Annotated in this window: 18 protein-coding genes; 11 read left to right on the top strand and 7 right to left on the bottom strand. The window is 65.6% G+C overall.

Going from position 1 to position 23,012, the window contains the following annotated elements:
- Positions 1-3: 3 nt before the first annotated feature.
- Positions 4-591: a DUF2946 family protein gene (locus tag GV068_RS17795; protein WP_159700728.1), complete on the top strand. Its 588-nt coding sequence runs from the start codon at positions 4-6 to the stop codon at positions 589-591.
- On the opposite strand, the gene GV068_RS17790 is transcribed toward GV068_RS17795, so the two are convergent.
- A complete protein-coding gene (locus tag GV068_RS17790) occupies positions 567-2,183 on the bottom strand; it encodes a M48 family metalloprotease (RefSeq protein ID WP_229464298.1) in 1,617 nt (538 codons plus the stop codon). The genes GV068_RS17795 and GV068_RS17790 overlap by 25 nt on opposite strands.
- Positions 2,184-2,308: 125 nt before the next feature.
- Between GV068_RS17790 and moaC the strand changes: the two genes are divergently transcribed.
- The 3 genes from moaC to GV068_RS17775 all read left to right on the top strand — a co-directional run bounded on the left by moaC (position 2,309) and on the right by GV068_RS17775 (position 6,037).
- Positions 2,309-2,842: a cyclic pyranopterin monophosphate synthase MoaC gene (moaC, locus tag GV068_RS17785; protein ID WP_159700723.1), complete on the top strand. Its 534-nt coding sequence runs from the start codon at positions 2,309-2,311 to the stop codon at positions 2,840-2,842.
- 201 nt (positions 2,843-3,043) lie between these two features.
- Positions 3,044-3,757, top strand: coding sequence for a flagellar brake protein (locus GV068_RS17780; RefSeq protein ID WP_159700721.1), 714 nt, complete (start codon positions 3,044-3,046; stop codon positions 3,755-3,757).
- Between the two features lie 207 nt (positions 3,758-3,964).
- Complete coding sequence (locus tag GV068_RS17775) at positions 3,965-6,037, top strand: S9 family peptidase (RefSeq protein ID WP_159700719.1); 2,073 nt, start codon at positions 3,965-3,967, stop codon at positions 6,035-6,037.
- Positions 6,038-6,092: 55 nt separating this feature from the next.
- On the opposite strand, the gene GV068_RS17770 is transcribed toward GV068_RS17775, so the two are convergent.
- From GV068_RS17770 to recA, 6 genes are all read right to left on the bottom strand, one after another.
- Positions 6,093-6,554 carry a pilin gene (locus GV068_RS17770; RefSeq protein ID WP_159700717.1) on the bottom strand — a complete coding sequence of 154 codons (462 nt, stop codon included), beginning with the start codon at positions 6,552-6,554 and terminating at the stop codon, positions 6,093-6,095.
- 330 nt (positions 6,555-6,884) lie between these two features.
- Complete coding sequence (gene sucD, locus GV068_RS17765) at positions 6,885-7,766, bottom strand: succinate--CoA ligase subunit alpha (protein ID WP_159700715.1); 882 nt, start codon at positions 7,764-7,766, stop codon at positions 6,885-6,887.
- 17 nt (positions 7,767-7,783) lie between these two features.
- Complete coding sequence (gene sucC, locus GV068_RS17760; protein WP_159700713.1) at positions 7,784-8,953, bottom strand: ADP-forming succinate--CoA ligase subunit beta; 1,170 nt, start codon at positions 8,951-8,953, stop codon at positions 7,784-7,786.
- Positions 8,954-9,024: 71 nt separating this feature from the next.
- Positions 9,025-9,594 (bottom strand): DUF2889 domain-containing protein, encoded by a 570-nt coding sequence (locus GV068_RS17755; protein ID WP_159700711.1) that lies wholly within the window; start codon positions 9,592-9,594, stop codon positions 9,025-9,027.
- 594 nt (positions 9,595-10,188) lie between these two features.
- Positions 10,189-10,647, bottom strand: coding sequence for a recombination regulator RecX (recX, locus tag GV068_RS17750; RefSeq protein ID WP_159700708.1), 459 nt, complete (start codon positions 10,645-10,647; stop codon positions 10,189-10,191).
- A 7-nt stretch (positions 10,648-10,654) separates the two neighbouring features.
- On the bottom strand, positions 10,655-11,734 hold the full coding sequence (recA, locus tag GV068_RS17745; protein ID WP_159700706.1) for a recombinase RecA: 1,080 nt from the start codon (positions 11,732-11,734) through the stop codon (positions 10,655-10,657).
- A 247-nt stretch (positions 11,735-11,981) separates the two neighbouring features.
- On the opposite strand from recA, the gene GV068_RS17740 reads away from it, so the two are divergent.
- The 7 genes from GV068_RS17740 to GV068_RS17710 all read left to right on the top strand — a co-directional run bounded on the left by GV068_RS17740 (position 11,982) and on the right by GV068_RS17710 (position 22,911).
- Positions 11,982-12,683, top strand: a complete 702-nt coding sequence (locus tag GV068_RS17740) for a response regulator transcription factor (protein WP_159700704.1) — start codon at positions 11,982-11,984, stop codon at positions 12,681-12,683.
- The gene (locus GV068_RS17735) at positions 12,680-14,242 is read left to right on the top strand and encodes a sensor histidine kinase (protein WP_229464296.1); all 1,563 of its coding nucleotides are present in this window, start codon (positions 12,680-12,682) and stop codon (positions 14,240-14,242) included. Before GV068_RS17740 ends, GV068_RS17735 begins: the two co-directional genes overlap by 4 nt.
- On the top strand, positions 14,232-14,522 hold the full coding sequence (locus tag GV068_RS17730; protein ID WP_159700702.1) for a DUF4212 domain-containing protein: 291 nt from the start codon (positions 14,232-14,234) through the stop codon (positions 14,520-14,522). Before GV068_RS17735 ends, GV068_RS17730 begins: the two co-directional genes overlap by 11 nt.
- Positions 14,519-16,579 carry a sodium:solute symporter family protein gene (locus tag GV068_RS17725; protein WP_159700701.1) on the top strand — a complete coding sequence of 687 codons (2,061 nt, stop codon included), beginning with the start codon at positions 14,519-14,521 and terminating at the stop codon, positions 16,577-16,579. Before GV068_RS17730 ends, GV068_RS17725 begins: the two co-directional genes overlap by 4 nt.
- Positions 16,580-16,711: 132 nt before the next feature.
- Positions 16,712-18,736 (top strand): S9 family peptidase, encoded by a 2,025-nt coding sequence (locus GV068_RS17720; protein WP_159700699.1) that lies wholly within the window; start codon positions 16,712-16,714, stop codon positions 18,734-18,736.
- A 12-nt stretch (positions 18,737-18,748) separates the two neighbouring features.
- A complete protein-coding gene (locus GV068_RS17715) occupies positions 18,749-20,776 on the top strand; it encodes an alpha/beta fold hydrolase (protein WP_159700697.1) in 2,028 nt (675 codons plus the stop codon).
- Between the two features lie 110 nt (positions 20,777-20,886).
- Complete coding sequence (locus GV068_RS17710) at positions 20,887-22,911, top strand: S9 family peptidase (protein WP_159700695.1); 2,025 nt, start codon at positions 20,887-20,889, stop codon at positions 22,909-22,911.
- Positions 22,912-23,012: the final 101 nt, after the last annotated feature.

Below are 23,012 nucleotides of genomic sequence, written 5' to 3'. Positions count from 1 at the left end.
ACTATGGACGACATCGTAAAACAGGCAATGGCCAAGTGGCCGAACGTACCGCACTGCTACGGCTGGCTGGCCCTGGATGCACGCGGCAACTGGCGCATGCGCGACGAGGCGGCCCAGCGCGCCAACGCCCCCGGCGACAAGCTCGCGAATGCAGCGCTGGTCGGCTTCATCAACCGCAATTACGCGCAGGACGACAAGGGCCGCTGGTTCTTCCAGAACGGTCCGCAGCGCGTGTACGTGAACCTGGAAGCGACGCCCTACATCGCCCGCACCGATCCGGCGCAGGGCTTCGTGCTGCAGACCGGGCAGGCGCTGGACCAGGTGGAAGGGGTGTTCATGACCGACGCCGGCGCGCTGATCCTGCAGGCGGGCGACATCGTGGCCCAGCTCGACGACCGCGACGTGGCGCAGGTGCTGGCGCGCATGGAACTCGAGGGCCGGCCTGCTTCGGTCGAAGCGATCATGGCCTGGCTGGAAGACGATACCGAGGAGCTGGCGCTGGTGATCGGCGAGCGCCGCGTGAACGTGGAACGGCTGTCGGCGGAGGCGCTGACGCGCCGCTTCGGCTACGTGCAGACGCCGGGCACCTGACATCGGCCGGGGCGTGCCCGCGGCGCTAACCGGTCCTTGTCCTTCTCGTCGCCCTTCTCGCCGCGCTCTTCCCGCTCGGCCTTCTGGCGCGCCCGCAGCTCGCGCTCGCGCGCATCGATGACGGCCTGGTCGTAGAAGGACACATCCCCCGCCTTGCGCGCCAGGTCGAGCTGGGCCACCGCCGCCGGCAGCGCACCCGCCACCACGTAGGATTCGGCCAGCGCCATGTGCTGCAGCGCGATCTTGCCCTGCTTCGAATACGCGCGCGCCAGCATGTCGTGCAGCTTGGCGTCGTCGCGGTACATCTGGGTCTGCTCGCGCAGGTAGCGGGTCGCGTCGTCGTGCTTGCCGGCCGCCAGCAGCGCCTCGCCGTACTGGTGCGCGATCGCGCGCGACAGCGGGAAGCGCTGGCGCGCCGCATCCGCCTCTTTGACCGCCTGTTCGGCCACCGCCGCCGATTGTCCCGGCGCCAGCTTGATCTCGATGGACAGCCCGGCGAACATGGTCGCGCCGTCTCCCGCATGCGATTCCGCAGACAGCACGCCTTCCTTCGGCTTGACAGTGGCGCGCGCTTTGTCGAGCCAGCTCTGCGCCTCCGCCACGTTCCCCTGGCGCAGCGCCAGCACGGCCAGGCCGTACTGCGCGCCGGCCTGCAGCTGGCGGTGCGGATCCTTCAGCTGGGTTTCCAGCGCATTCTTGATGTCGCGGCGGCCGGTGACGCTCTCGTCCTGCAGCACGCGGGCGCGCGCACGCACCAGCTGGAAGTCGAGGTTGTCGACCCGCGACTTCTTCGGGATCTCGCGGATGCGCGCCTGCATGTCGACCAGGCGCTCGGCCGTCAGCGGGTGGCTGCTCAGGTGGGCCAGCTGGGCCGGGATGTCGCCCGACAGCTTGGTCGCGGTCTGCAGGCGCTTGAAGAAGCCCGCCATGCCGGTGACGTCGTAGCCGCCGGCGCCCATGATCTGGAAGCCGACGCGATCGGCCTCGCGCTCGGCGTCGCGGCTGAAGTCGAGCTGGCGCTGCACGGCCAGGCCTTGGCCGCCCATCAGCACGCCCATCGCGGCATCGGGACTGGCCTTGGACGCCAGCGCCGCCAGGATCATCGCGGCCAGAGGCAGCAGCACGTCCTGCTTCTGCTGCCCCAGCGCGCGCGCGATGTGGCGCTGCGACACGTGGCCGATCTCGTGCGCCATCACGCCCGCCAGTTCCGATTCGTTCTGCGCCGCGACGATCAGGCCCGTGTGCGCCGCGATGAAGCCGCCCGGCAGCGCGAACGCGTTCAGGTTCGGGTCGCGCATCGCGAAGAAGGAGAAATCGGTATTGGTCTCGCCACGCGTGCCCGGGACGGCCGCCACCAGGGCGTTGCCGAGGTTGTTCAGGTACTCGATGATCGGTTCGTCGTCGAGGTAGGCCGGATCGCGCCGGACGTCGCGCATGATCTCCTCGCCGAGCTTGCGTTCGACGATGGGCGACAAGTCCTGCCGCGCCGTGTCGCCGAGGGTCGGCAGGCGCGTATTGTCGGGCTTCTGGAGTGGCTCGGCGGGAGCGGCAATGGCGAAAGCGGCCGCCGTGCACAGGGCAATGGCGGACAACGCAGGGCGCCAGCGGCGCGCCGATGCTGGGCGGTGAGCGGATTTCACAATGCTATGATAACCCCATCCGCAGCCATCTTGCTGCCCAGCGAAACACTTTGTTCCACAAGCTTGTAGACCTTGCAATGAGCCCATCGAATCCGAACCCCGAGCACCTGACCCACTTCGACGCCACCGGCCAGGCCCACATGGTCGACGTCGGCGCCAAGCAGGACACCCACCGCATCGCCGTCGCAGCCGGCACCATCCGGATGAAGCCGGAGACGCTGGCGCTGATCCAGTCGGGTAATGCCAAGAAGGGGGATGTAATCGGGATCGCCCGCATCGCCGCCATCATGGCCTCGAAGCGCACCAGCGACCTGGTGCCGCTGTGCCACCCGCTGCCGATCACGCGCGTGGCGGTGGATTTCGAGGTGGATGCAGCGGCCAGCAGCGTGCATTGCCGGGCACAGGTCGAGACCATCGGCAAGACCGGGGTCGAGATGGAAGCGCTCACCAGCGTGCAGGTGGGCCTGCTGACCATCTACGACATGTGCAAGGCGGTCGATCGCGGGATGGTGATGACCAATGTGCGGGTGCTGGAGAAGCACGGCGGCAAGAGCGGGGATTGGACGGCCGACATCGACGTTGCGTACGACGACTCACGCAAAAATGGATAGTCAGGCCGCAGGTGCTGACATTTTAGATATGCGGCACGTAGGTCGCGTGAACCCTGCATGCGATAGTCTTTGAGCGTTTTCACTAGACCAAATCTCCCCAATATTCACCGCAATAATCAGGTGAAGCCGCGCACCTTGTAAGCTGATATGATGCCGCCTCCGCATGTCGCCACCGACCCGCCAGGCCCAGCACCACATCACATGACTACCGAACAAGCGCGCGAACTCAAACCCCAGGAATTCGAGTTCGAGACCATGAACTTGCAGGTGGGCGTACGCCTGCAGGTGATGACCCATCGCCACCTGAAACCCGCCCAGTATTTCTCGACCCTGATCGGCTTCGTGAAGGACGAGTACCTCATCATCAAGATCCCGACCGAGAACGGTGCGCCGATCGCGATGACGGAGGGCGATCCGCTGACGATTCGGGTGTTCTCGGGAGTGAACGTGTGCTCGTTCGCGTGTTCGGTCGAGCGCGTGTTCGCGCGTCCGCTCAATTACGTGCACCTGTCCTTCCCCACTGCGATCCAGGGCACCAGCCTGCGCGGTGCGATGCGGGTCAAGGCCGAGATCCCAGCGCAGGCTTCCAAGGTGGGCGGCAATGGCGCGCAGGTCGCCTGTAAGTTGACCAACGTCTCGGTGACAGGTGCGCGCATCGAAACCCAGTATCCGCTGCCGGCCGACAGCGAAGTCGTGACGCTGGCGTTTACGCTGGCGACGCCGCCCACCAATGAGGAATTGCCGGTGGAGACCCTGGCCGCGGTGCGCAACATGACGGTAGCGCGGCCAGCGCCGGACAAGCCGGACGTGTACAGCTATGGCGTCCAGTTCGTCGACCTGGATCCCGTGCATTACACGCTACTACAGAACATGACTTACGAGGCACTCCTGGCGGACCGGCTCAAGATCGTCTAGGCCTGTCCCATTGCCTTAGCCGCCCCGGGGCGTGTAGGTAATCCGGTAGAAGCGCGGTTCGACCGGCTACTTCCATAAGCGGTCAGATTCACAATGGCGAAGTCTCGCCAATACTCACCGTCCTGCCCATTGTTTTTGCGCGTGGTAAATTGCTGGCCTGCGTAGACGGCGCCCTGCCGCCTGCCGTGATGACAACAAGGATGGAGCATGAATTTTCGTTTGCTGACCCTGGCGCCGATCGCTGCGGCCGCCCTGGCCGCCACCGGCGCCATGGCCGCGCCGCGCGGCTTTACCGTCGAAGACCTGGTGAACATGGAACGGGTGGGCAGCCCGGCCGTGTCGCCTGACACGAGCCGCGTCGTCTACACCGTGCGCAGCACGGATTTGAGTAAGAACCGCGGCCACACCGAACTCTGGATGGTCGACCTGCGCGCCGCCAAGCCGGTGCCGCAGCGCCTGACCGAGCACGCTTCGAGCAGCACCGAACCGGAATGGTCGGCCTCCGGCGACGCCGTGTATTTCCTATCGACCCGCTCGGGCTCGTCGCAGGTGTGGCGTTTGCCGCTTGCCGGCGGCAAGGCAGGCGAGCCGGTCAAGGTCACCGACCTGCCGCTGGACGTCGAGAGCTTCCGCGTCTCGCCGCTGGGCGACCGCGTGGCGATGAGCGTGTCGGTGTTCCGCGACTGCGCCGACCTCGCCTGCACCAAGCAGCGCCTTGATGCCAAGGAAAAGGACAAGGCCAGTGGCAAGCTGTACAACCGCCTGTTCGTGCGCCACTGGGATACCTGGAACGACGGCCGCAACAACGTGCTGTTCTCGGCGCCGCTCGACGCGAGCGGCAAGACAAGCAGCCCGCCGGTCAGCCTGTCTGGCACGCTGGACGGCGACGTGCCGTCGAAGCCCTTCGGAGACCGCGAGGAATTCCGCTTCAGCCCGGACGGCAAGAGCATCGTGTTTGCGGCCCGCATCGCCGGCAAGACCGAAGCCTGGTCGACCAACTTCGACCTGTACACCGTCCCGGCCGCCGGCGGCGCACCGCGCAACCTGACGGCCGACAATCCGGCCTGGGACACCAAGGGTGTGTACTCGCCGGATGGCCGCACCCTCGCCTACCTGGCGATGGCGCGTCCGGGCTTCGAGGCCGACCGCTACCAGGTGATGCTGATGGACGTGGCCAGCGGCCAGAAGCGCAAGCTGGCGGCCGACTGGGACCGCTCGGTGGGCAGCCTGCAGTGGCGCGCCGACGGCAAGGCCTTGATCGTCGATGCCGAGGACGTGGGCCAGCATCGCCTGTTCTCCATTGATACGGGCAGCGGAAAGATTACAGCGCTGACTGACAAGGGCGCGATCGGCGCTTTCGATGTGCGCGGCGATACGGTCGCCTATACCCAGGCAAACCTGGCGTCCGGCGCGCAGCTGTTCGCCATGAAGCTGGGAGCCCAAGCTGCCCAGCTGACGAACCTGAACGCCGAACGCCTGGCCGACGTGCGCTGGGGCGAGTACGAGCAGTTCAGCTTCAAGGGCGCGAATGGCGACACCGTCTATGGCCACGTGATGAAGCCCTGGAATGCCGAGCCGGGCAAGAAGTACCCGATCGCCTTCCTGGTGCACGGGGGCCCGCAAGGCAGCTTCGGTAATGGCTGGAGCTACCGCTGGAATCCGCAGGTGTACGCGGGCTCCGGCTACGCCACCGTGTTCATCGACTTCCACGGCTCGACCGGCTACGGACAGAAGTTTACCGATTCGATCAGCGGCGACTGGGGCGGCAAGCCGCTCGAGGACCTCAAGAAGGGCCTGGATGCGGCGGTGAAGAAGTACCCATGGCTGGACCGCGAGCGCAGCTGCGCGCTGGGCGCGTCCTACGGCGGCTACATGATGAACTGGATCGCGGGGAACTGGAACGACGGCTTCCGCTGCCTGGTGAACCACGACGGCGTGTTCGACAGCCGCGGCATGGCCTACTCGACCGAGGAGCAGTGGTTCACGGACTGGGAAAACGGTGGCGCCTATTTCGCGGTGCCGAACAACCACGAGCGCTTCAATCCGGTCCACCACGTGAACAAGTGGAAGACGCCGATGCTGGTGGTCCAGGGCGACCTCGACTTCCGCATCCCGACGGCGCAGGCCCTGTCGACCTTTACCGCGCTGCAGCGCAAGGGCATCGACAGCCAGCTACTCGTGTTCCCGGACGAGAACCACTGGGTGCTCAAGCCGGCGAACTCGGTGCAGTGGCACCACACGGTGATGAACTGGCTGGATCGCCACCTGAAGCAGAAGTAAGGACGTAAACGAAGAAAGCCGCCCGAGGGCGGCTTTCTTGTTACTGCATCAAGAATTACGGGTTGTTCTTGAGGATCAGTTCCGATGCTGCAGCGTGGCCGACGGTGGTGGTGTTAGCCCAGGCCACGGTAGACTCGTTGACAGTCGGGGTCATGGTGATGGTTTCGCCGTCGACGTCGGTACCGATGCCGCTAGCCAAGGTAATGGTGATCACGCCAGCATCGACTGCTGCTTCCGAGATCTCTTTGGTTGCGGTGAAGGCAGGGATACCGGAACCATCGGTGCCGGTGGTGCAGTTGGTCAGCACGCCGCCGTTTTCTTGAGCGCAGACGCCGACTGCGGTCTTGAGCGAAGCAACCGAACCCAGGGCGGCGCCGATCTTGGCTTTCACGGTGTAGTTCTGGTAAGCCGGGATTGCGACAGCTGCCAGGATACCGATAATGGCGACGACGATCATCAGTTCGATCAGGGTGAAGCCGCCTTCAGCTTTTTTGGTTTGCATTTGTTTGAAGTTCATTTTCATCTCTCCAGGGTGTGATTCAGGGGTTGTTGGGTTACTGCTTCTTGCCACGCTTTCTTATATGCAAGCGGTGTGCCAGCCCGAAAAATACTGATTTTATTAGTGCCGAGCTAACAAAACGGCGTGCCAACGCAAGTTTTGGCTTGATGAGTGACAAAATTTGTCACCTGAGCCCAGCAATTTTTGTCACTTGGACAGTTTGCGTAACGCAATTTGTCATGTCTTGGAGAAATACTGTCGTGCCAGCCCATGCGTGGCACCTGGCACGGACGAAAAAAAAGCGGGGAGCCTGAGCTCCCCGCTTTCACTGACCGTGAAGTCCGTGGATTACAGCATCGCTTTCAGCAGGCGAGCCATTTCCGACGGGTTCTTGGTGACTTTGATACCGCAGGCTTCCATGATTTCCAGCTTGGCTTGCGCGGTGTCGGCGCCGCCCGAGATCAGCGCGCCGGCGTGGCCCATGCGCTTGCCCGGAGGCGCGGTGACGCCAGCGATGAAGCCGACGACCGGCTTCTTCATGTTGTCCTTGATCCACTGAGCAGCGTTCGCCTCGTCCGGGCCGCCGATCTCGCCGATCATGATGACCGCGTCGGTGTCAGGATCGTCGTTGAACATGCGCATCACGTCGATGTGCTTCAGACCGTTGATCGGGTCGCCGCCGATACCGACTGCCGACGACTGGCCCAGGCCCAGGGCGGTCAGCTGGCCGACTGCTTCATAGGTCAGGGTGCCCGAACGCGACACGACGCCAATACGGCCCTTGCGGTGGATGTGACCCGGCATGATGCCGATCTTGATTTCGTCCGGGGTGATCAGACCTGGGCAGTTCGGGCCCAGCAGCAGGGTCTTCGAACCGGCCTTCGCCATGCGGTCCTTGACTTCCATCATGTCACGGACCGGGATGCCTTCGGTGATGCAGATTGCCAGGTCGAGCTCGGCTTCGACGGCTTCCCAGATCGCGGCGGCAGCGCCTGCCGGCGGAACGTAGATCACCGAGACGGTGGCGCCGGTTTCCGACTTGGCTTCCTTGACGGATGCGTAGATCGGGATGCCTTCGAAATCTTCACCAGCTTTCTTCGGGTTCACACCTGCCACGAAGGCTTCACGGCCGTTCGCGTAGTCGCGGCACATGCGGGTGTGGAACTGGCCGGTCTTGCCGGTGATACCTTGGGTGATGACTTTGGTGTCTTTGTTAATCAGAATCGACATGTTATTTCCTTTGCGAATTAGGCTTGGCCAGCAGCAGCGGCGACGACCGACTTCGCTGCGTCTTCCATCGTGTCTGCGGCGATGATTGGCAGGCCCGAATCGGCCAGCATCTTCTTGCCCAGGTCTTCGTTGGTGCCCTTCATGCGGACGACCAGCGGCACCTTCAGCGAGACGGCCTTGGATGCGGTGATCACGCCTTCGGCGATCACGTCGCAGCGCATGATGCCGCCGAAGATGTTGACCAGGATGGCTTTCAGGCCAGGGTTCTTCAGCATGATCTTGAATGCTTCGGTGACCTTCTCGGCAGTTGCGCCGCCGCCCACGTCCAGGAAGTTGGCCGGCTCGCCGCCGAACAGCTTGATGGTGTCCATGGTGGCCATGGCCAGGCCGGCGCCGTTCACCAGGCAGCCGATGTTGCCGTCGAGCGAGATGTAGGCCAGATCGAATTTCGAGGCTTCGACTTCAGCCGGATCTTCTTCGTCCAGGTCGCGGTAGGCGACGATTTCCGGGTGACGGAACAGGGCGTTCGGGTCGAAGTTGAACTTGGCGTCCAGGGCGATGACCTTGCCGTCGCCAGTCACGATCAGCGGATTGATTTCGGCCAGCGAGCAGTCGGTTTCCCAGTAGGCTTTGTACAGGCCTTGCAGGTTGGCGCGGGCTGCGGCGATCGAGCCTTCCGGCACGCCGATCTTGCGGGCGACGTCGTCGGCTTGCTCATTGGTCAGGCCGATCGACGGTTCGATCACGACGTTGTGGATCTTTTCCGGGTTGCTGTGCGCGACTTCTTCGATGTCCATGCCGCCTTCCGACGAGGCCATCAGCACGATCTTCTGGGTGACGCGGTCGGTGACCAGCGAAACGTACAGTTCTTGCTTGATGTCGGCGCCTTCTTCGATCAGCAGGCGGCGGACTTTCTGGCCTTCCGGGCTGGTCTGGTGGGTGATCAGCTGCATGCCCATGATCTGGTCGGCGTATTCCTTGACCTGTTCCAGCGACTTGGCAACCTTGACGCCGCCGCCTTTACCACGGCCACCGGCGTGGATCTGCGCCTTGACGACCCAGACCGGGCCGCCCAGCTCTTCAGCGGCCTTGACCGCCTCTTCCACGTTCATGCACGGAATGCCGCGCGGAACGGTCACTCCGAACTTTCGGAGGATCTCTTTGCCTTGATACTCATGGATTTTCATGCTGGCTTCCCTTCTTCTATTACTGAATTAGAAATACGGTTGAAATTACAAAAAATGACAAACATCGAATCCTAACCCGACACGGCTTTGATGGACCAGCGGGGATAGTAGGTGGCCACGGCCGGTCCGTCGCTGCGCAGCGCATGGCAACGGTCGAGCTCGAAGGGCCGTTCGGCCGCGCCTTTGTTAGCGTCGGCGTCGCCACGTTCGTCGAAGACGTCGTCGGCAAAGGCCTGCAGCGCTGCGGTGGGCAGCACCTGGGCCAATTCGGTCAAGTGGGTGCAGCCGAGCACGCCGGTGAGGCGGTCTTTCAGGTGCAGCCGGAAATGGTTCATGAGCGAGAGGCCGACCAGCTTTTTGTAGGCTGGGACTATCGTCTCGCAGAAACCGGGATACGGAACGGCATCGGACGCAGCTTCCGCATCCACGATGGTCAGGTTGCGGTCGATGGTGACACGCAGTTTGAGGTCGTGCACCGGCTGGCCGCCCGGGCGAATGCCGGAGCCGAGCTCGATATCACGGGTTTTGACGTCGCGGATACTGGCGTCCAGATCCCACAGGCCATCGTCGCGCGCATAGGCTTCGACGGTGATGGCGCGCGTATGCCGGAGCGAGCGCGATACGGGAGGAGACAGGGGCATAAAAACCAATGCCGCTTGCGCGGCGGTTAGTGGTGCAGCCAGTGTGCTTCATGCACGTTGACGTAGCTTCTACGACAACAACCGCTCATGCGGCGCTGCTTAAACCGTGAAAGTTTAGCACAGGGAGTTCTGGGTTGCACTGCAACAGAGAGGTTTTTGCCTTACGGAAACTACATTAGTAAATTTTTTTGCCGAGTGAACAATGTTGCAGGTGGCTGGACGGGTTTCGGTGGCGGCCGGACCAATTGATGAGCTATTTTCGGGTGCAGGTGCAAGGGGTCGTCGCGTGGGCGGCGCAGATCTTGTTGGGTGATCGACGTTTTGGGATAAGCCCGGGGCCGCCCAGGCCACCCTACGAGCAGCAGCGGCTTTGTTGGAGGGGTAAACGGACAAGCGCCAGCGTGCAGCGCCATCGTCCGTTGAGGAATATGCCGGAGGCATATCGGAGATGACGCTCCACGCTGGCGCCGGAGCGATGCTTCTATATAGAAGCAGGGAATATTGGGGTGATATAGCAGGCCTGCGGCCAAGCCTGGCATATCGTCGGAGCAGCCTGGGGCCAGGCCGGCTCGTCGATGCAGCAGGCGTGGCCTGCTACAGCTCGTCGTCGTCGGGAGCGCCCTGCATGGCGATCCGCGCAGCGCGTTGGGAGAAACCACGCTGCAGCAGGAAGCGCATCTGCTTGGCACGCTCGGCCGCATCGGCGGCGACGGTACCGAACTTGCGTTGCCACACTTCGGAGGCACGCGCCATTTCGCTGTCGGCAAGCGAGGCTTTGATGTCGTCCAACGCTTCGCCTTTGATGCCGTGGCTTTGCAGCTCGGCCATCACGCGGCTATTACCGAAACGGCCCGCCTTCCTGTTGATCAGGGATTCGGCAAACCGTTCCTGCGACAGCCAGTTGTTCTTTTCAAGGAAATCCAGGAGGGCTTCCACGTCATCGCCCTCCTCGGCATAACGGGCCAGCTTGCGGCCCAGCTCGAGCCGGCTGTGTTCGCGCATCGACAGGAATCGAAGCGCGCGTCCTTTCAGGCTGAGCTGGGGTGCGGGCATGTGCTACTTACTCGCCAACTGCTTTCAGCGCCTTGCCGCTGTCTTCGACAGCCGCCAGCACCGGCGGCAGTTCGCGCACGCCCAGGGCCACACGGACCTTGTTCTCGATTTCGCGTGCCAGTGCCGGACGGTCTTTCAGGAACTGACGGGCGTTGTCCTTACCCTGGCCGATACGCTCACCGTTGTAGCTATACCAGGAGCCCGACTTCTCGACGACCTTGTTGTCGGCGCCCAGGTCCAGGATTTCGCCTTCGCGCGAGGTGCCTTCTCCGTACAGGATGTCGAAGTGGGCTTCCTTGAACGGCGGCGCAATCTTGTTCTTGACGACCTTGACCTTGGTTTCGTTACCGATCACTTCGTCACCCGACTTGATCGAGCCGGTACGGCGGATGTCCAGGCGCACGGAAGCGTAGAACTTCAGCGCGTTACCGCCGGTGGTGGTTTCCGGGCTGCCGAACATGACACCGATCTTCATACGGATCTGGTTGATGAAGATGACCAGGGTGTTGGTGCGGTTGATCGAGCCGGTCAGCTTGCGCAGCGCCTGGGACATCAGGCGTGCCTGCAGGCCCGGCAGCGAGTCGCCCATGTCGCCTTCGATCTCGGCGCGCGGGGTCAGTGCCGCCACCGAGTCGATGACCACGAGGTCGACCGAACCCGAACGCACCAGGGCGTCGGTGATTTCCAGGGCCTGCTCGCCGGTGTCCGGCTGCGAGATCAGCAGCTCGTCCAGCTTGATGCCCAGCTTCTGCGCATAGGTCACGTCGAGCGCGTGCTCGGCGTCGATGAAGGCGCAAGTGCCGCCCAGCTTCTGCATCTGGGCGATGGTCTGCAGCGTCAGGGTGGTTTTACCCGACGATTCCGGACCGTAGATCTCGACGATACGGCCGCGCGGCAGGCCACCGACGCCCAGCGCGATGTCCAGGCCCAGCGAGCCAGTGGAAACAGTCTGCACTTCCTCGACCGGCATGTTGGCATCCATGCGCATGACCGAGCCCTTGCCGAACTGCTTCTCAATTTGCGCCAGGGCGGCTGCCAGCGCCTTGCCCTTTTCAGCGGCGTTTACTGCGGTTTTTTTGTCGTCCATGGTGTACTTTCAGCTGTGGAGTAGGCAAGGTAGGGTCGCTACCGCGCAAATCAAGGTCTTCGTCGAAAAAATACTGTACAGACATCCAGTTGTTTAATCAGCGAAATCAAGGCACTACTGTATATAACTCCAGTAGTTTGTGCAAGCGAAAAAATCGCGGTGTTGTATGCTGCAAGACTCGCTTTGTTGCGGTAAATCAAACACAATGAGGCCTGTTTAGGGTTTAACGAAATACCAAGGTGGTCCCATGCGAATTCTGCTCGCCGAAGATGATAGCGTACTTGCCGATGGCCTAACGCGTTCCCTGCGCCAGTCCGGCTATGCCATCGATTGCGTCAAGAACGGCCAGGACGCCGATACGGCCCTGTCCACCCAGGAGTTCGACCTTCTGATCCTCGACCTCGGCCTGCCCAAGCTGTCCGGGCTGGAAGTGCTGCGCCGCCTGCGCGCCCGCTCCTCGCTGCTGCCGGTGCTGATCCTGACCGCCGCCGATTCGGTCGAGCAGCGCGTCGAGGGCCTCGACCTCGGCGCCGACGATTACATGGCCAAGCCCTTCGCGCTGTCCGAGCTGGAAGCGCGCGTGCGCGCCCTCACCCGCCGCGGCGCGGGCGGCGGCCCGGCCGTGGTGCGCCACGGCCCGCTGGTGTACGACCAGGTCGGCCGCAGCGCCTACATCAACGACCAGATGCTCGACCTGTCGGCGCGCGAGCTGGGCCTGCTGGAGGTGCTGCTGGCGCGCACCGGGCGCCTGGTTTCGAAGGAACAGCTGGTCGACCACCTGTGCGAATGGGGCGAGGAAGTCTCGAACAACGCCATCGAGGTCTACGTGCACCGGCTGCGCAAGAAGATCGAAGTCGGCGGCGTGCGCATTGCCACCGTGCGCGGCCTCGGCTACTGCCTCGAGAAATTCTCGGACGCCCCGCGCGCCCCCGCCCCCGAGAACAAGTGAACGAGCGCGAAGCCGGGCGCGCGGATCCGCCGCCATCCGCGGCGGACGGGCCCTTCCAGCCCGTGGGGCCGGCGCCCTACGTGCCGCCCAACCCCGAGCCCGACGAGAACATCCGGCACTCGCTGTTCGGCGAGATCCTCGACTGGATGCTGGCCCCGCTGCTGCTGCTGTGGCCGATGAGCATCGCGATCACCTACCTGGTCGCGAAGTCGATCGCCAACCAGCCCTTCGACGACGCGCTGGAAGACCGCGTGACCGTGCTGTCGCAGCAGATCCGCACGGTCGCCGGCCAGCCCGCGGTGCAGCTGCCGGGCAGCGCGCGCGACGTGCTGCGCGCCGACGACGTCGACAGCGTCTACTTCCAGATCAGCGGCCCGGACGGCGCCCACCTCGACGGCGACCGCGACCTGCCGCGCCCGAAGAACAACAACGCCGACGAGCGCGCCCGCAGCGGCGCGGTGGTGTTCCGCAACGACAGCATCCACGGCACCCCGGTGCGGGTCGCCTATTCCTGGGTCAGCCTGGATCCGCTGCGCGCGCGCGACGGCGGTCCGCCCGCCGGCCTGGCCCTGGTGCAGGTGGCCGAGACCCTGGACAAGCGCGCCCACCTGGCCAACGAGATCATCAAGGGCGTGATCCTGCCCCAGTTCATCATCCTGCCGGTGATCCTGGCCCTGGTCTGGTTCGCCCTGTCGCGCGGCCTGTCGCCGCTGGCCGAGCTGCAGGAGCGCATCCGCGCCCGTCCCCAGGACGACCTGTCGCCGATCGATCCGCGCCAGGTGCCGGAAGAGATCTCGCCGCTGGTCGGCTCCTTCAACGACATGCTCGAGCGCCTGGCGCAAACCGTCGAGATGCAGAAGCGCTTCATCGCCGACGCCGCGCACCAGATGAAGACGCCGCTGGCCGGCATGCGCATGCAGTCCGAGCTGGCGCTGCGCCAGGTCGATCCGGACGAGATCCACCGCTCGCTCGAGCAGCTGGCCAAGAGTTCGGAATCGGCCACGCGCCTGGTCAACCAGCTGCTGGCCCTGGCGCGCGCCGAGAACCAGCCGCACACCGGCCTCGCTTTCGAGGAGATTGACCTGGCCCAGCTGGCGCGCAGCACCGTGCAGGACTGGGTGCAGGCGTCGTTCGCGCACCAGATCGACCTCGGTTTCGAGCCGCCCGAAGATCTGCTGCTCATTGCCGGCAACGCCCTGATGCTGCGCGAACTGCTGTCGAACCTGATCGACAACGCGCTGCGCTACACGCCGCAGGGCGGCAGCGTCACGGTGCGGGTGCGGCGCGACGGCGAGCACGCCCTGCTGGAAGTCGAGGACACCGGTCCCGGCATCGCCCCGAGCGAGCGCGCCCACGTGTTCGAGCGCTTCTACCGCATCCTCGGCAGCAACGTGCAGGGCAGCGGCCTGGGGCTGGCGATCGTGCGCGAGATCGCGCAGCAGCACGGCGCCGAAATCGACATCTTCAACAACCCGCGCAGCCACTCGAACAAGTATCCGGGCAGCCTGTTCCGCCTGACCTTCCCGCCTCCCCTTCGCGAGTCCGACGATGCAGAATGAATCCCAGCCGATCGTCCCCGGCCTAGAGGCCGCGTGCCAGGCCCACTGGCGGGCCACCCGCCGCCTGACCGCGGTCCTGATGGTGCTGTGGCTGTGCACCGGCTTCGGCACCGTGTACTTCGCGCGCGAGCTGTCGCACTTCACCGTGTTCGGCTGGCCGCTCTCCTTCTACATGGCGGCCCAGGGCGCCTCGCTGGTATCGCTCGCGATCATCGCCTTCTACGCCTGGCGCATGCGGCGCATCGACCGGCGGTACGGCGCCACTGGAGAAAAGGCATGAGCGCGAAAAAACAGCCCTACTTCCGCAAGCTGTCGCGCTACTACCTCTGGTACACCGGCTGCTTCGCCCTGTTCCTGGTGTCGCTCGCCCTGCTCGAGCAGGAAGGCATGCCGCGCCTGTGGATCGGCTACATCTTCATGTTCGCGACCATCGCGCTGTACGCCACCATCGGCGTGGTGGCGCGCACCTCGAACGTCACCGAATACTACGTGGCCGGGCGGCGCGTGCCGGCCCTGTTCAACGGCATGGCCACCGCCGCCGACTGGATCTCGGCGGCCAGCTTCATCAGCCTGGCCGGCGGCCTGTACCTGTATGGTTTCGACGGTCTGGCCTACATCATGGGCTGGACCGGCGGCTTCGTGCTGGTGGCCCTGCTGATTGCGCCCTACCTGCGCAAGTTCGGCCAGTACACCATTCCCGACTTCCTGGCGGCGCGCTACGGCGGCGGCGCGGGCGGGCGCGGCGGCCCGGTGCGCGCCCTCGCCGTGGCCGCCACCATCCTGGTCTCCTTCACCTACGTGGTGGCGCAGATCTACGCCGTCGGCCTGATCGCCTCGCGCTTCACCGGGGTCGACTTCTCGGTCGGGATCTTCCTCGGCCTGGCGTCCATTCTCGTTTGCTCGTTCCTGGGCGGGATGCGCGGCATTACCTGGACCCAGGTGGCGCAGTACATCATCCTGCTGGTCGCCTTCCTGATTCCAACCATCTGGCTGGCGGCCAAGCATGCCGACAACCCGGTGCCGCAGGTGGCCTACGGTTCGCTGCTGCCCAAGCTGGCCGCGCGTGAGCACCAGCTCCAGAACGACCCGCGCGAGGAGCAGGTGCGGGCCGAGTTCCGCCGCCGCGCCGAGCAATACAGCGTGCGCCTGGCGGCCCTGCCGGCGTCCTGGGAAGCGGGCAAGCTGGAGGCCCAGCGCCAGCTGGCGGCGGTACGCTCGCGCAATGCCTCGCTGGTCGAGGTGCGCCAGGCCGAGCGCGCGCTCGCCACCTATCCCGGCTCGCCGGACGAGGCGCGTGCGCTATGGCTGGAAAAGCGCGACGCCAACCTGGCACGCGCCCGGCCGCCGGTGCCGCACACGGTGCCCTTCCCCGGCGCCACCGAAGCGGAATCGGACAAGCGCCGCAACAACTTCCTGGCCGTGGTGTTCTGCCTGATGTTCGGCACCGCCGCCCTGCCCCACATCCTGATGCGCGCCTACACCACGCCTTCGGTGGGCGAAACCCGGGTGTCGGTGTTCTGGACCCTGTTCTTCATCCTCCTGATCTACCTGACCATTCCGGCGCTGGCGGTGCTGGCCAAGTACGACATCTATACCTCGCTGGTGGGCAGCGATTTTTCTTCGCTGCCGACCTGGATCTCGTACTGGGCCAATGTCGACAAGGTCAATCCCCTGCTCAGCATCGCCGACATCAACGGCGACGGCGTGGTGCAGCTGGCCGAGATCGCGATCGACGCCGACGTGCTGGTGCTGGCCACGCCGGAGATCGCCGGCCTGCCCTACGTGATCTCGGGCCTGGTGGCGGCCGGCGGCCTGGCGGCGGCCCTGTCCACCGCCGACGGCCTGCTGCTGGCGATCTCGAATGCGCTGTCGCACGACGTCTACTACAAGATGGTCGACCCCGGCGCCTCGACCCAGAAGCGGGTGACGATCTCCAAGCTCCTGCTGCTGGCGGTGGCCTTCATCGCGGCCTATGCCGCCTCGCAGAAACCGGCCGACATCCTGTCGCTGGTCGGCGCGGCGTTTTCTCTCGCTGGTTCTACTCTCTTTCCGGTGCTGGTGCTGGGCGTGTTCTGGAAGCGCGCCAACCATACGGGAGCGATCACCGGCATGGTGGCCGGCTTCCTGGTCTGCCTGTGGTACATGCTGCGCGCCAGCCCGACCCTGGGCGGCAGCCTGGACCAGTCATGGCTCGGCATCCAGCCGCTCGCCGCCGGCGTGTTCGGGGTGCCTGCCGGGCTGCTGGCGACAGTGCTGGGGAGCCTGGCAAGCAGCCCGCCGAGCCGCGCCAGCCTGGGCATGGCCGACTACATCCGCGCGCCGGAAGACGAGGCCTGAGGCGGGCGCGCTACAAGGCTTATGCCGGCTGCATGACATCGGCATGGGAGGGTGTCCTTCCCTGGATCGGGCTGTTATTGTTGCGCTGCCGGGCCCAGCCCGCGACACAAAATACAACCTGAGCCGAGACCCATGAATACCGTCTTTTTACGCGCGGCCTTCGCCGCCGCACTCGCCTGCGCCCTGCCCGTCCACGCCCAGGCGCCTGCGGCCACCCAGGCCGCACGCCCGCCGATCGCCAGCTTCTTCGCCAACTCCGCCTTCGGCGGCGCTAGCCTGTCGCCGGACGCCCGCTTCCTGGCCGTGCGCTCCGGCGCACCTGGCAAGCGCGACTTCCTGGCGGTCGTCAACCTGGCGGACAACAGCGCCAAGGTAGTCGCCTCCTATGACGACGCCGACATCGGCGACTTCCGCTGGATCAGCAACGAGCGCCTGGTCTTCAACACCCGCGAAAAGGGCGTCGGCGTCGGCAATATGCGCTATGCGCCGGGCCTGTACGCCGTCAACCGCGACGGCGAAAAGTTCGTGGAGCTGGCCGACCGTGTCGGCGCCGTTCATACCACCGGCACGCGCGTGGTGCGCAAGATCCTGCCCTGGCATACCTACCTGCTGGGCCAGGCGGGGCCGCGCAACTCCGACACCATCTACGTCCAGAGCTACAACTTCGACACCGCCGGCGAAGTGCGCAGCGTCGACCTGCTGCGCCTGAATACCCTGACCGGCTTCACCCAGTCGGTGCCGCGTCCCGGCAACGTCACCAGCTGGATGCTCGACCACCAGGGCGAACCGCGCCTGGCATCGAGCTTCGACAAGGACACGGTCACGCTGCACTACCGCGATCCGGCTAGCGGCGCCTGGCGCGTTCTGGCCAGTTACCCCGCCTACGGTGACGGCAGCAAGGCGCTCGAACCGCTTGGCTTCGCGCCGGATGGCAAGCTGTATGTGCTGGCGAGGAGCAGCGGGCGCGATACCACCGCCCTGCACGTGTTCGACGTCGCCAGCGGAAAGATCGATCCGCAGCCGCTGGTGCTGACCGCCGGCTTCGACTTCGACGGCAGCCTGGTGACCAACCGCGACAAGGTGCTGGGCATCCGCTTCACCACCGATGCCGAGTCGAACGAATGGTTCGACCCGGGCATGAAGGCGGTGCAGGCGTCGATCGACAAGCTGCTGCCGGCCACCATCAACCTGATCACGGTGCCGGCGCAAAGCGATTCGCCCTGGGTGCTGGTCAGGTCCTATTCGGACACCATTCCCGGCACCTGGTCGCTGTACAACATCCAGAGCAAGGCGATCAACAAGATCGCCGACGTGCGTCCGAACATCAACCCGGCGCAGATGGGGCGCCAGCAGTTCGTGCGCTACAAGGCGCGCGACGGCCTCGAGATCCCGGCCCTCCTGACCCTGCCGGCGGGCGGCGCCAAACAGAAGCTGCCGATGGTGGTGCTGGTCCATGGCGGTCCCTTCGTGCGCGGCGGGTCCTGGGGCTGGAGCCGCGACACGCAGTTCCTGGCTTCGCGCGGCTACGCCGTGCTGGAGCCGGAATTCCGCGGCAGCACCGGCTTCGGCACCAAACACTTCAAGGCCGGCTTCAAGCAGTGGGGCCTGGCCATGCAGGACGACCTCGCGGACGGCGTGCGCTGGGCAGTCGACAAGGGCATCGCCGACGGCGCGCGCGTGTGCATCGCGGGCGCCAGCTACGGCGGCTACGCCACCCTGATGGGCCTCGTGAAGCACCCGGACCTGTACAAGTGCGGCATCAACTGGGTCGGCGTCACCGACATCAACCTGCTCTACAACGGCGGCTGGAGCTTCACCAACGACACCTCGGACGAGTACAAGGCCTACGGCATGCCGGAGATGATCGGCGACCCCGTCAAGGACGCGGCCCAGTTCAAGGCCACCTCGCCGATCGAGCAGGCCGCGCGCATCACCCAGCCGGTGCTGCTGGCCTACGGCGGCGCCGACCGCCGTGTGCCGGTCAACCACGGCACCAAATTCCGCGACGCGCTGCAGAAGACCAACCGCAACGTCGAGTGGGTCGAGTATCCGGAAGAAGGCCATGGCTGGTCGCTGGAGAAGAACAACATCGACTTCTGGAGCCGGGTCGAACGCTTCCTCGACCGCCACATCGGCGCCGGCGCGACGCAACCATAGGACGCCACGAACATGACTGCACTCTCTTCCTTCTGCGCGCGCGCCCTGCTCGCGTGCACCCTGGGCAGCACCCTCGCCCTTCATGCCGGCGCCGCCATGGCCGAAGCGGCGCTGCCGCCGGTCGAGCTGTTCTTCTCGAACCCCGTGCTGGCCGGCGCCGAACTCTCGCCCAGCGGGCGCTACCTGGCCGCCCTGTCGGGCGCACCCGGCCGGCGCGACATGCTGATCGTGATCGACCTGCAGGAAAACAAGGCCACCCCGGTAGCCGGCTACAACGACGCCGACGTCCTCCAGTTCCAGTGGGTGAACGATGGGCGCCTGCTGTTCAGCGTCGCCGACAAGCAGGTCGGCCCGGGCGGGAACTACCTGGCGAGCGGCCTGTACGCAGTGAACCGCGACGGCGGCGGCCTGCGCCAGCTGGCCCTGCGCCGCGGCAACTTCGTGGCCGAGGCCGGATCGCAGGTCGTGCAGACCATGCTGCCCTGGCATACCTTCATGCTGAGCCAGCGCGGCGCCCAGAATTCCGACGAGGTCTACGTGGTGAGCAGCGATCCGCGCCAGGACGAGAAGCTCTTCACCACCAACCTGCTGCGTCTGAACACCGTGACCGGACGGACCCAGACCGTCGCGCGCCCCGGCCCGGTCGACAGCTGGCTGCTGGACAATGCCGGCGAGCCGCGCCTGGCGCTGAACGCGGCCGGCGGCAAGAGCACCATTCATTACCGCGACCCGGCCAGCGGCGCCTGGCGCCAGGTCGCGCAATTCTCGACCTACGCCGGCAGCAAGGAGGGCTTCACCCCGCTCGGCTTCGGCGCCGACGGCAAGCTCTTCGTGCGCACCCATGCCGGCAGGGACGCGGCGGCCCTGCACACCCTCGACCTGGCCACCGGCAAGATCAGCCCGGAGGGTGTGGTGGTGATGCCGGGCTACGACTTCGATGGCGGCTTGATCAGCCGGCGCGGCAAGCTGCTGGGCGCGTCGATCGAGACCGACGCCCCGGGCAGCGTCTGGTTCGACAAGGACATGGCGGCGATCCAGCAGGCGGTCGACAAGCTGCTGCCGAATGCCGCCAACCTGATCTCGGTGGCCGCGAACCCCGAGGCGCCCTGGGTGCTGGTGCGCTCGCTGTCCGACGTGCGCCCGCTGGCCTACTACCTGTACAGCCCTGCCAGCGGCAAGCTGAACCCGGTCGGCAGCAGCCGCGAAGGCATCGATCCAGCCAGGATGGGACGCCAGGACCCGGTGCGCTACAAGGCGCGCGACGGACGCGACATCCCGGCCCTGCTCACGGTGCCGGCCGGCGGCGGCAAGAACCTGCCGCTGGTGGTGCTGGTGCACGGCGGTCCCTATGTGCGCGGCAACCACTGGGGCTGGAGCAGCGATACCCAGTTCCTGGCTTCGCGCGGCTACGCCGTGCTGGAGCCGGACTTCCGCGGCAGCCGCGGCTACGGCAGCGCGCACTACCAGGCCGGCTGGAAGCAGTGGGGCCTGGCCATGCAGGACGATATCGCCGACGGCGCGCGCTGGGCCATCGCCCAGGGCATCGCCGATCCGAAGCGCATCTGCATCGCCGGCGCCAGCTACGGCGGCTACGCCGCCCTGATGGGCCTCGTGAAGGATCCCGGCCTGTACAAGTGCGGCATCAACTGGGTCGGCGTCACCGACATCAGCCTCCTGTTCAACGGCCACTGGAGCTTCGAGTCCGACATGACCGAAGACTGGAAGATCCACGGCATGCCCCTGATGATCGGCGACCCGGTAAAGGATGCCGAGCAGTTCAAGGCCACCTCCCCGATCGAGCAGGCCGCGAAGATCACCCAGCCGCTGCTGCTGGCCTACGGCGCCATCGACCGCCGCGTACCGCTCTACCACGGCAACAAGTTCCGCGACGCGGTGGCGGCCCACAACAAGCAGGTCGAGTGGGTGGTGTACCAGGACGAGGGCCATGGCTGGAGAAAGCCGCAGAACCGCTTCGACTTCTGGAAGCGGGTGGAAGCCTTCCTGGGGCGGCATATCGGAGCGGGCGCCGCACCGCGCTAAGGGAGCGCCATGCATGGCGCATAATCGTGCGCACGGTAGGAGGCGACCATACGAAAGCGGCGTCCGGTTTGCTACGCTCGGCAGGAAGCCGCTTCGTTGAAAGGATGCCCATGACCGCCTTCTCCCGCCTGTGCCTGCGCAGCGTCCTCGCCGTGCTCCTCGGACTCGCCGCCATCCTGCCGGCCGCCGGCCAGGCCACCCTGCCGCCGGTCGAGCTGTTCTTCTCCAACCCGCTGCTGGACGACGCCGCGCTTTCGCCCAGCGGACGCTACCTGGCGGCCATCTCGGGCGCGCCCGGCCGGCGCGACGCGCTGGTCGTGGTCGACCTGGTGGAGAACAAGGCGAAGGCGGTGGCCGGCTACGCGGAAGTCGACGTGCTCGAGTTCCAGTGGGTGAACGACAATCGCCTGATGTTCAACGTCAGCGACAAGCAGGTCGGCCCGGGCGGCGACCAGCTGGCCAGCGGTCTCTACGCCGTCGACCGCGACGGCGGCAACCTGCGCCAGCTGGCCAGCCGCCGCGGCGTCGAATTCGTCAGCGAGGGCGGCTCGCGGCTCGACCGCCGGATCCAGCCCTGGCACACCTTCATGCTCGACCAGCCCGGCGCCCAGAATTCGAATGCGGTGTACGTGCGCAGCCTCGACCTCGACGACTACGGCGTGGTCCGCACCGTCAACCTGCTGCGCCTGGACACCGTTACCGGACAGGCCCAGACCGTCCAGCGCCCTGGACCGGTGGACAGCTGGCTGCTCGACAACGCCGGCGAACCGCGCCTCACCCTGCGCTCCGAAGGCGGCAAGACGCGCATGCACTACCGCGACCCGACCACCGGCAAGTGGCGCCAGATCGCCGAATTCGCTACCTACACCGGCAGCCGGGGCGCGTTCTCGCCGGTCGGCTTCGGCAATGACGGCAAGCTGTTCGTGCGCACCAACGCCGGCAAGGACACCACGTCGCTTTACAGCTTCAACCTCGCCACCGGCCAGCTCGATACCGACCCGGTGGTGGTCACCGAGGGCTACGACTTCACCGGCGGCCTGGTCACGCGCCCGGGCAAGCTGCTCGGCGTGATCCTGGAGACCGATGCGCCGGGCAGCGTCTGGTTCGACAAGGAGATGCAGGCCACCCAGGCCGCCGTCGACAAGCTGCTGCCGGGCACGGTCAACCTGATCTCGGTGGCGGCGCGCGCCGACGCGCCCTGGGTTCTGGTGCGCTCCTTCTCCGACACGCGCCCGCTTGCCTACAACCTGTATAACCCGAGCACTGGAAAGCTGAACCCGATCGGCAGCAGCCGCGAAGGCATCGACCCGGGCAAGATGGGACGCCAGGACCCGGTGCGCTTCAAGGCGCGCGACGGGCGCGAGATCCCGGCCCTGCTGACGCTCCCGGCGGGCGGCGCCGGCAAGAACCTGCCGCTGGTGGTGCTGGTGCACGGCGGTCCGTATGTGCGCGGCAACCACTGGGGCTGGGACGGCGAAAGCCAGTTCCTGGCCTCGCGCGGCTACGCGGTGCTGGAGCCGGACTACCGCGGCAGCCGCGGCTACGGCACCGCGCACTACCGGGCCGGCTGGAAGCAGTGGGGCCTGGCCATGCAGGACGACCTCGCCGACGGTGCGCGCTGGGCTGTTGCCCAGGGCATCGCCGATGCGAAGCGTATCTGCATCGCCGGCGCCAGCTATGGCGGCTACGCTGCGCTGATGGGCCTCGTCAAGGATCCCGGCCTGTACAAGTGCGGCATCAACTGGGTCGGCGTCACCGACATCAACCTGCTGTACGACGGCCACTGGAGCTTCAACAACGACCTGGATGAGGACTACAAACTGTACGGCATGCCGGTGCTGATCGGGGACCAGGTCAAGGACGCGGCCCAGCTCAAGGCCACGTCCCCGATCGAACAGGCCGCGAAGATCACCCAGCCGCTGCTGCTGGCCTACGGCGCGGTCGACCGCCGCGTGCCGCTCTACCACGGCAACAAGTTCCGCGACGCGGTGGCGGCCCACAACAAGCAGGTCGAGTGGGTGGTATACCAGGACGAGGGTCACGGCTGGACCCAGCCGCAAACGCGCTTCGATTTCTGGACGCGCGTCGAGCGCTTCCTGGCAAAGCACATCGGCAGCGGCGCGGTGCAGAAGTAGGGCGCGATGCCGCCGGCATAATCGCTTCCGCCGGGGGCAATGTATGTATAAATGGCATGTAAATACTGCTATTCTGGCAAGTCCCCAACTCGTCCAGGAAG

Origin of the sequence: Massilia sp. 9I (assembly GCF_902506415.1) — a bacterium.
In the GTDB taxonomy this organism is placed as follows: domain Bacteria; phylum Pseudomonadota; class Gammaproteobacteria; order Burkholderiales; family Burkholderiaceae_D; genus Telluria.
This window is presented reverse-complemented; position numbering and strand designations above follow the sequence as displayed.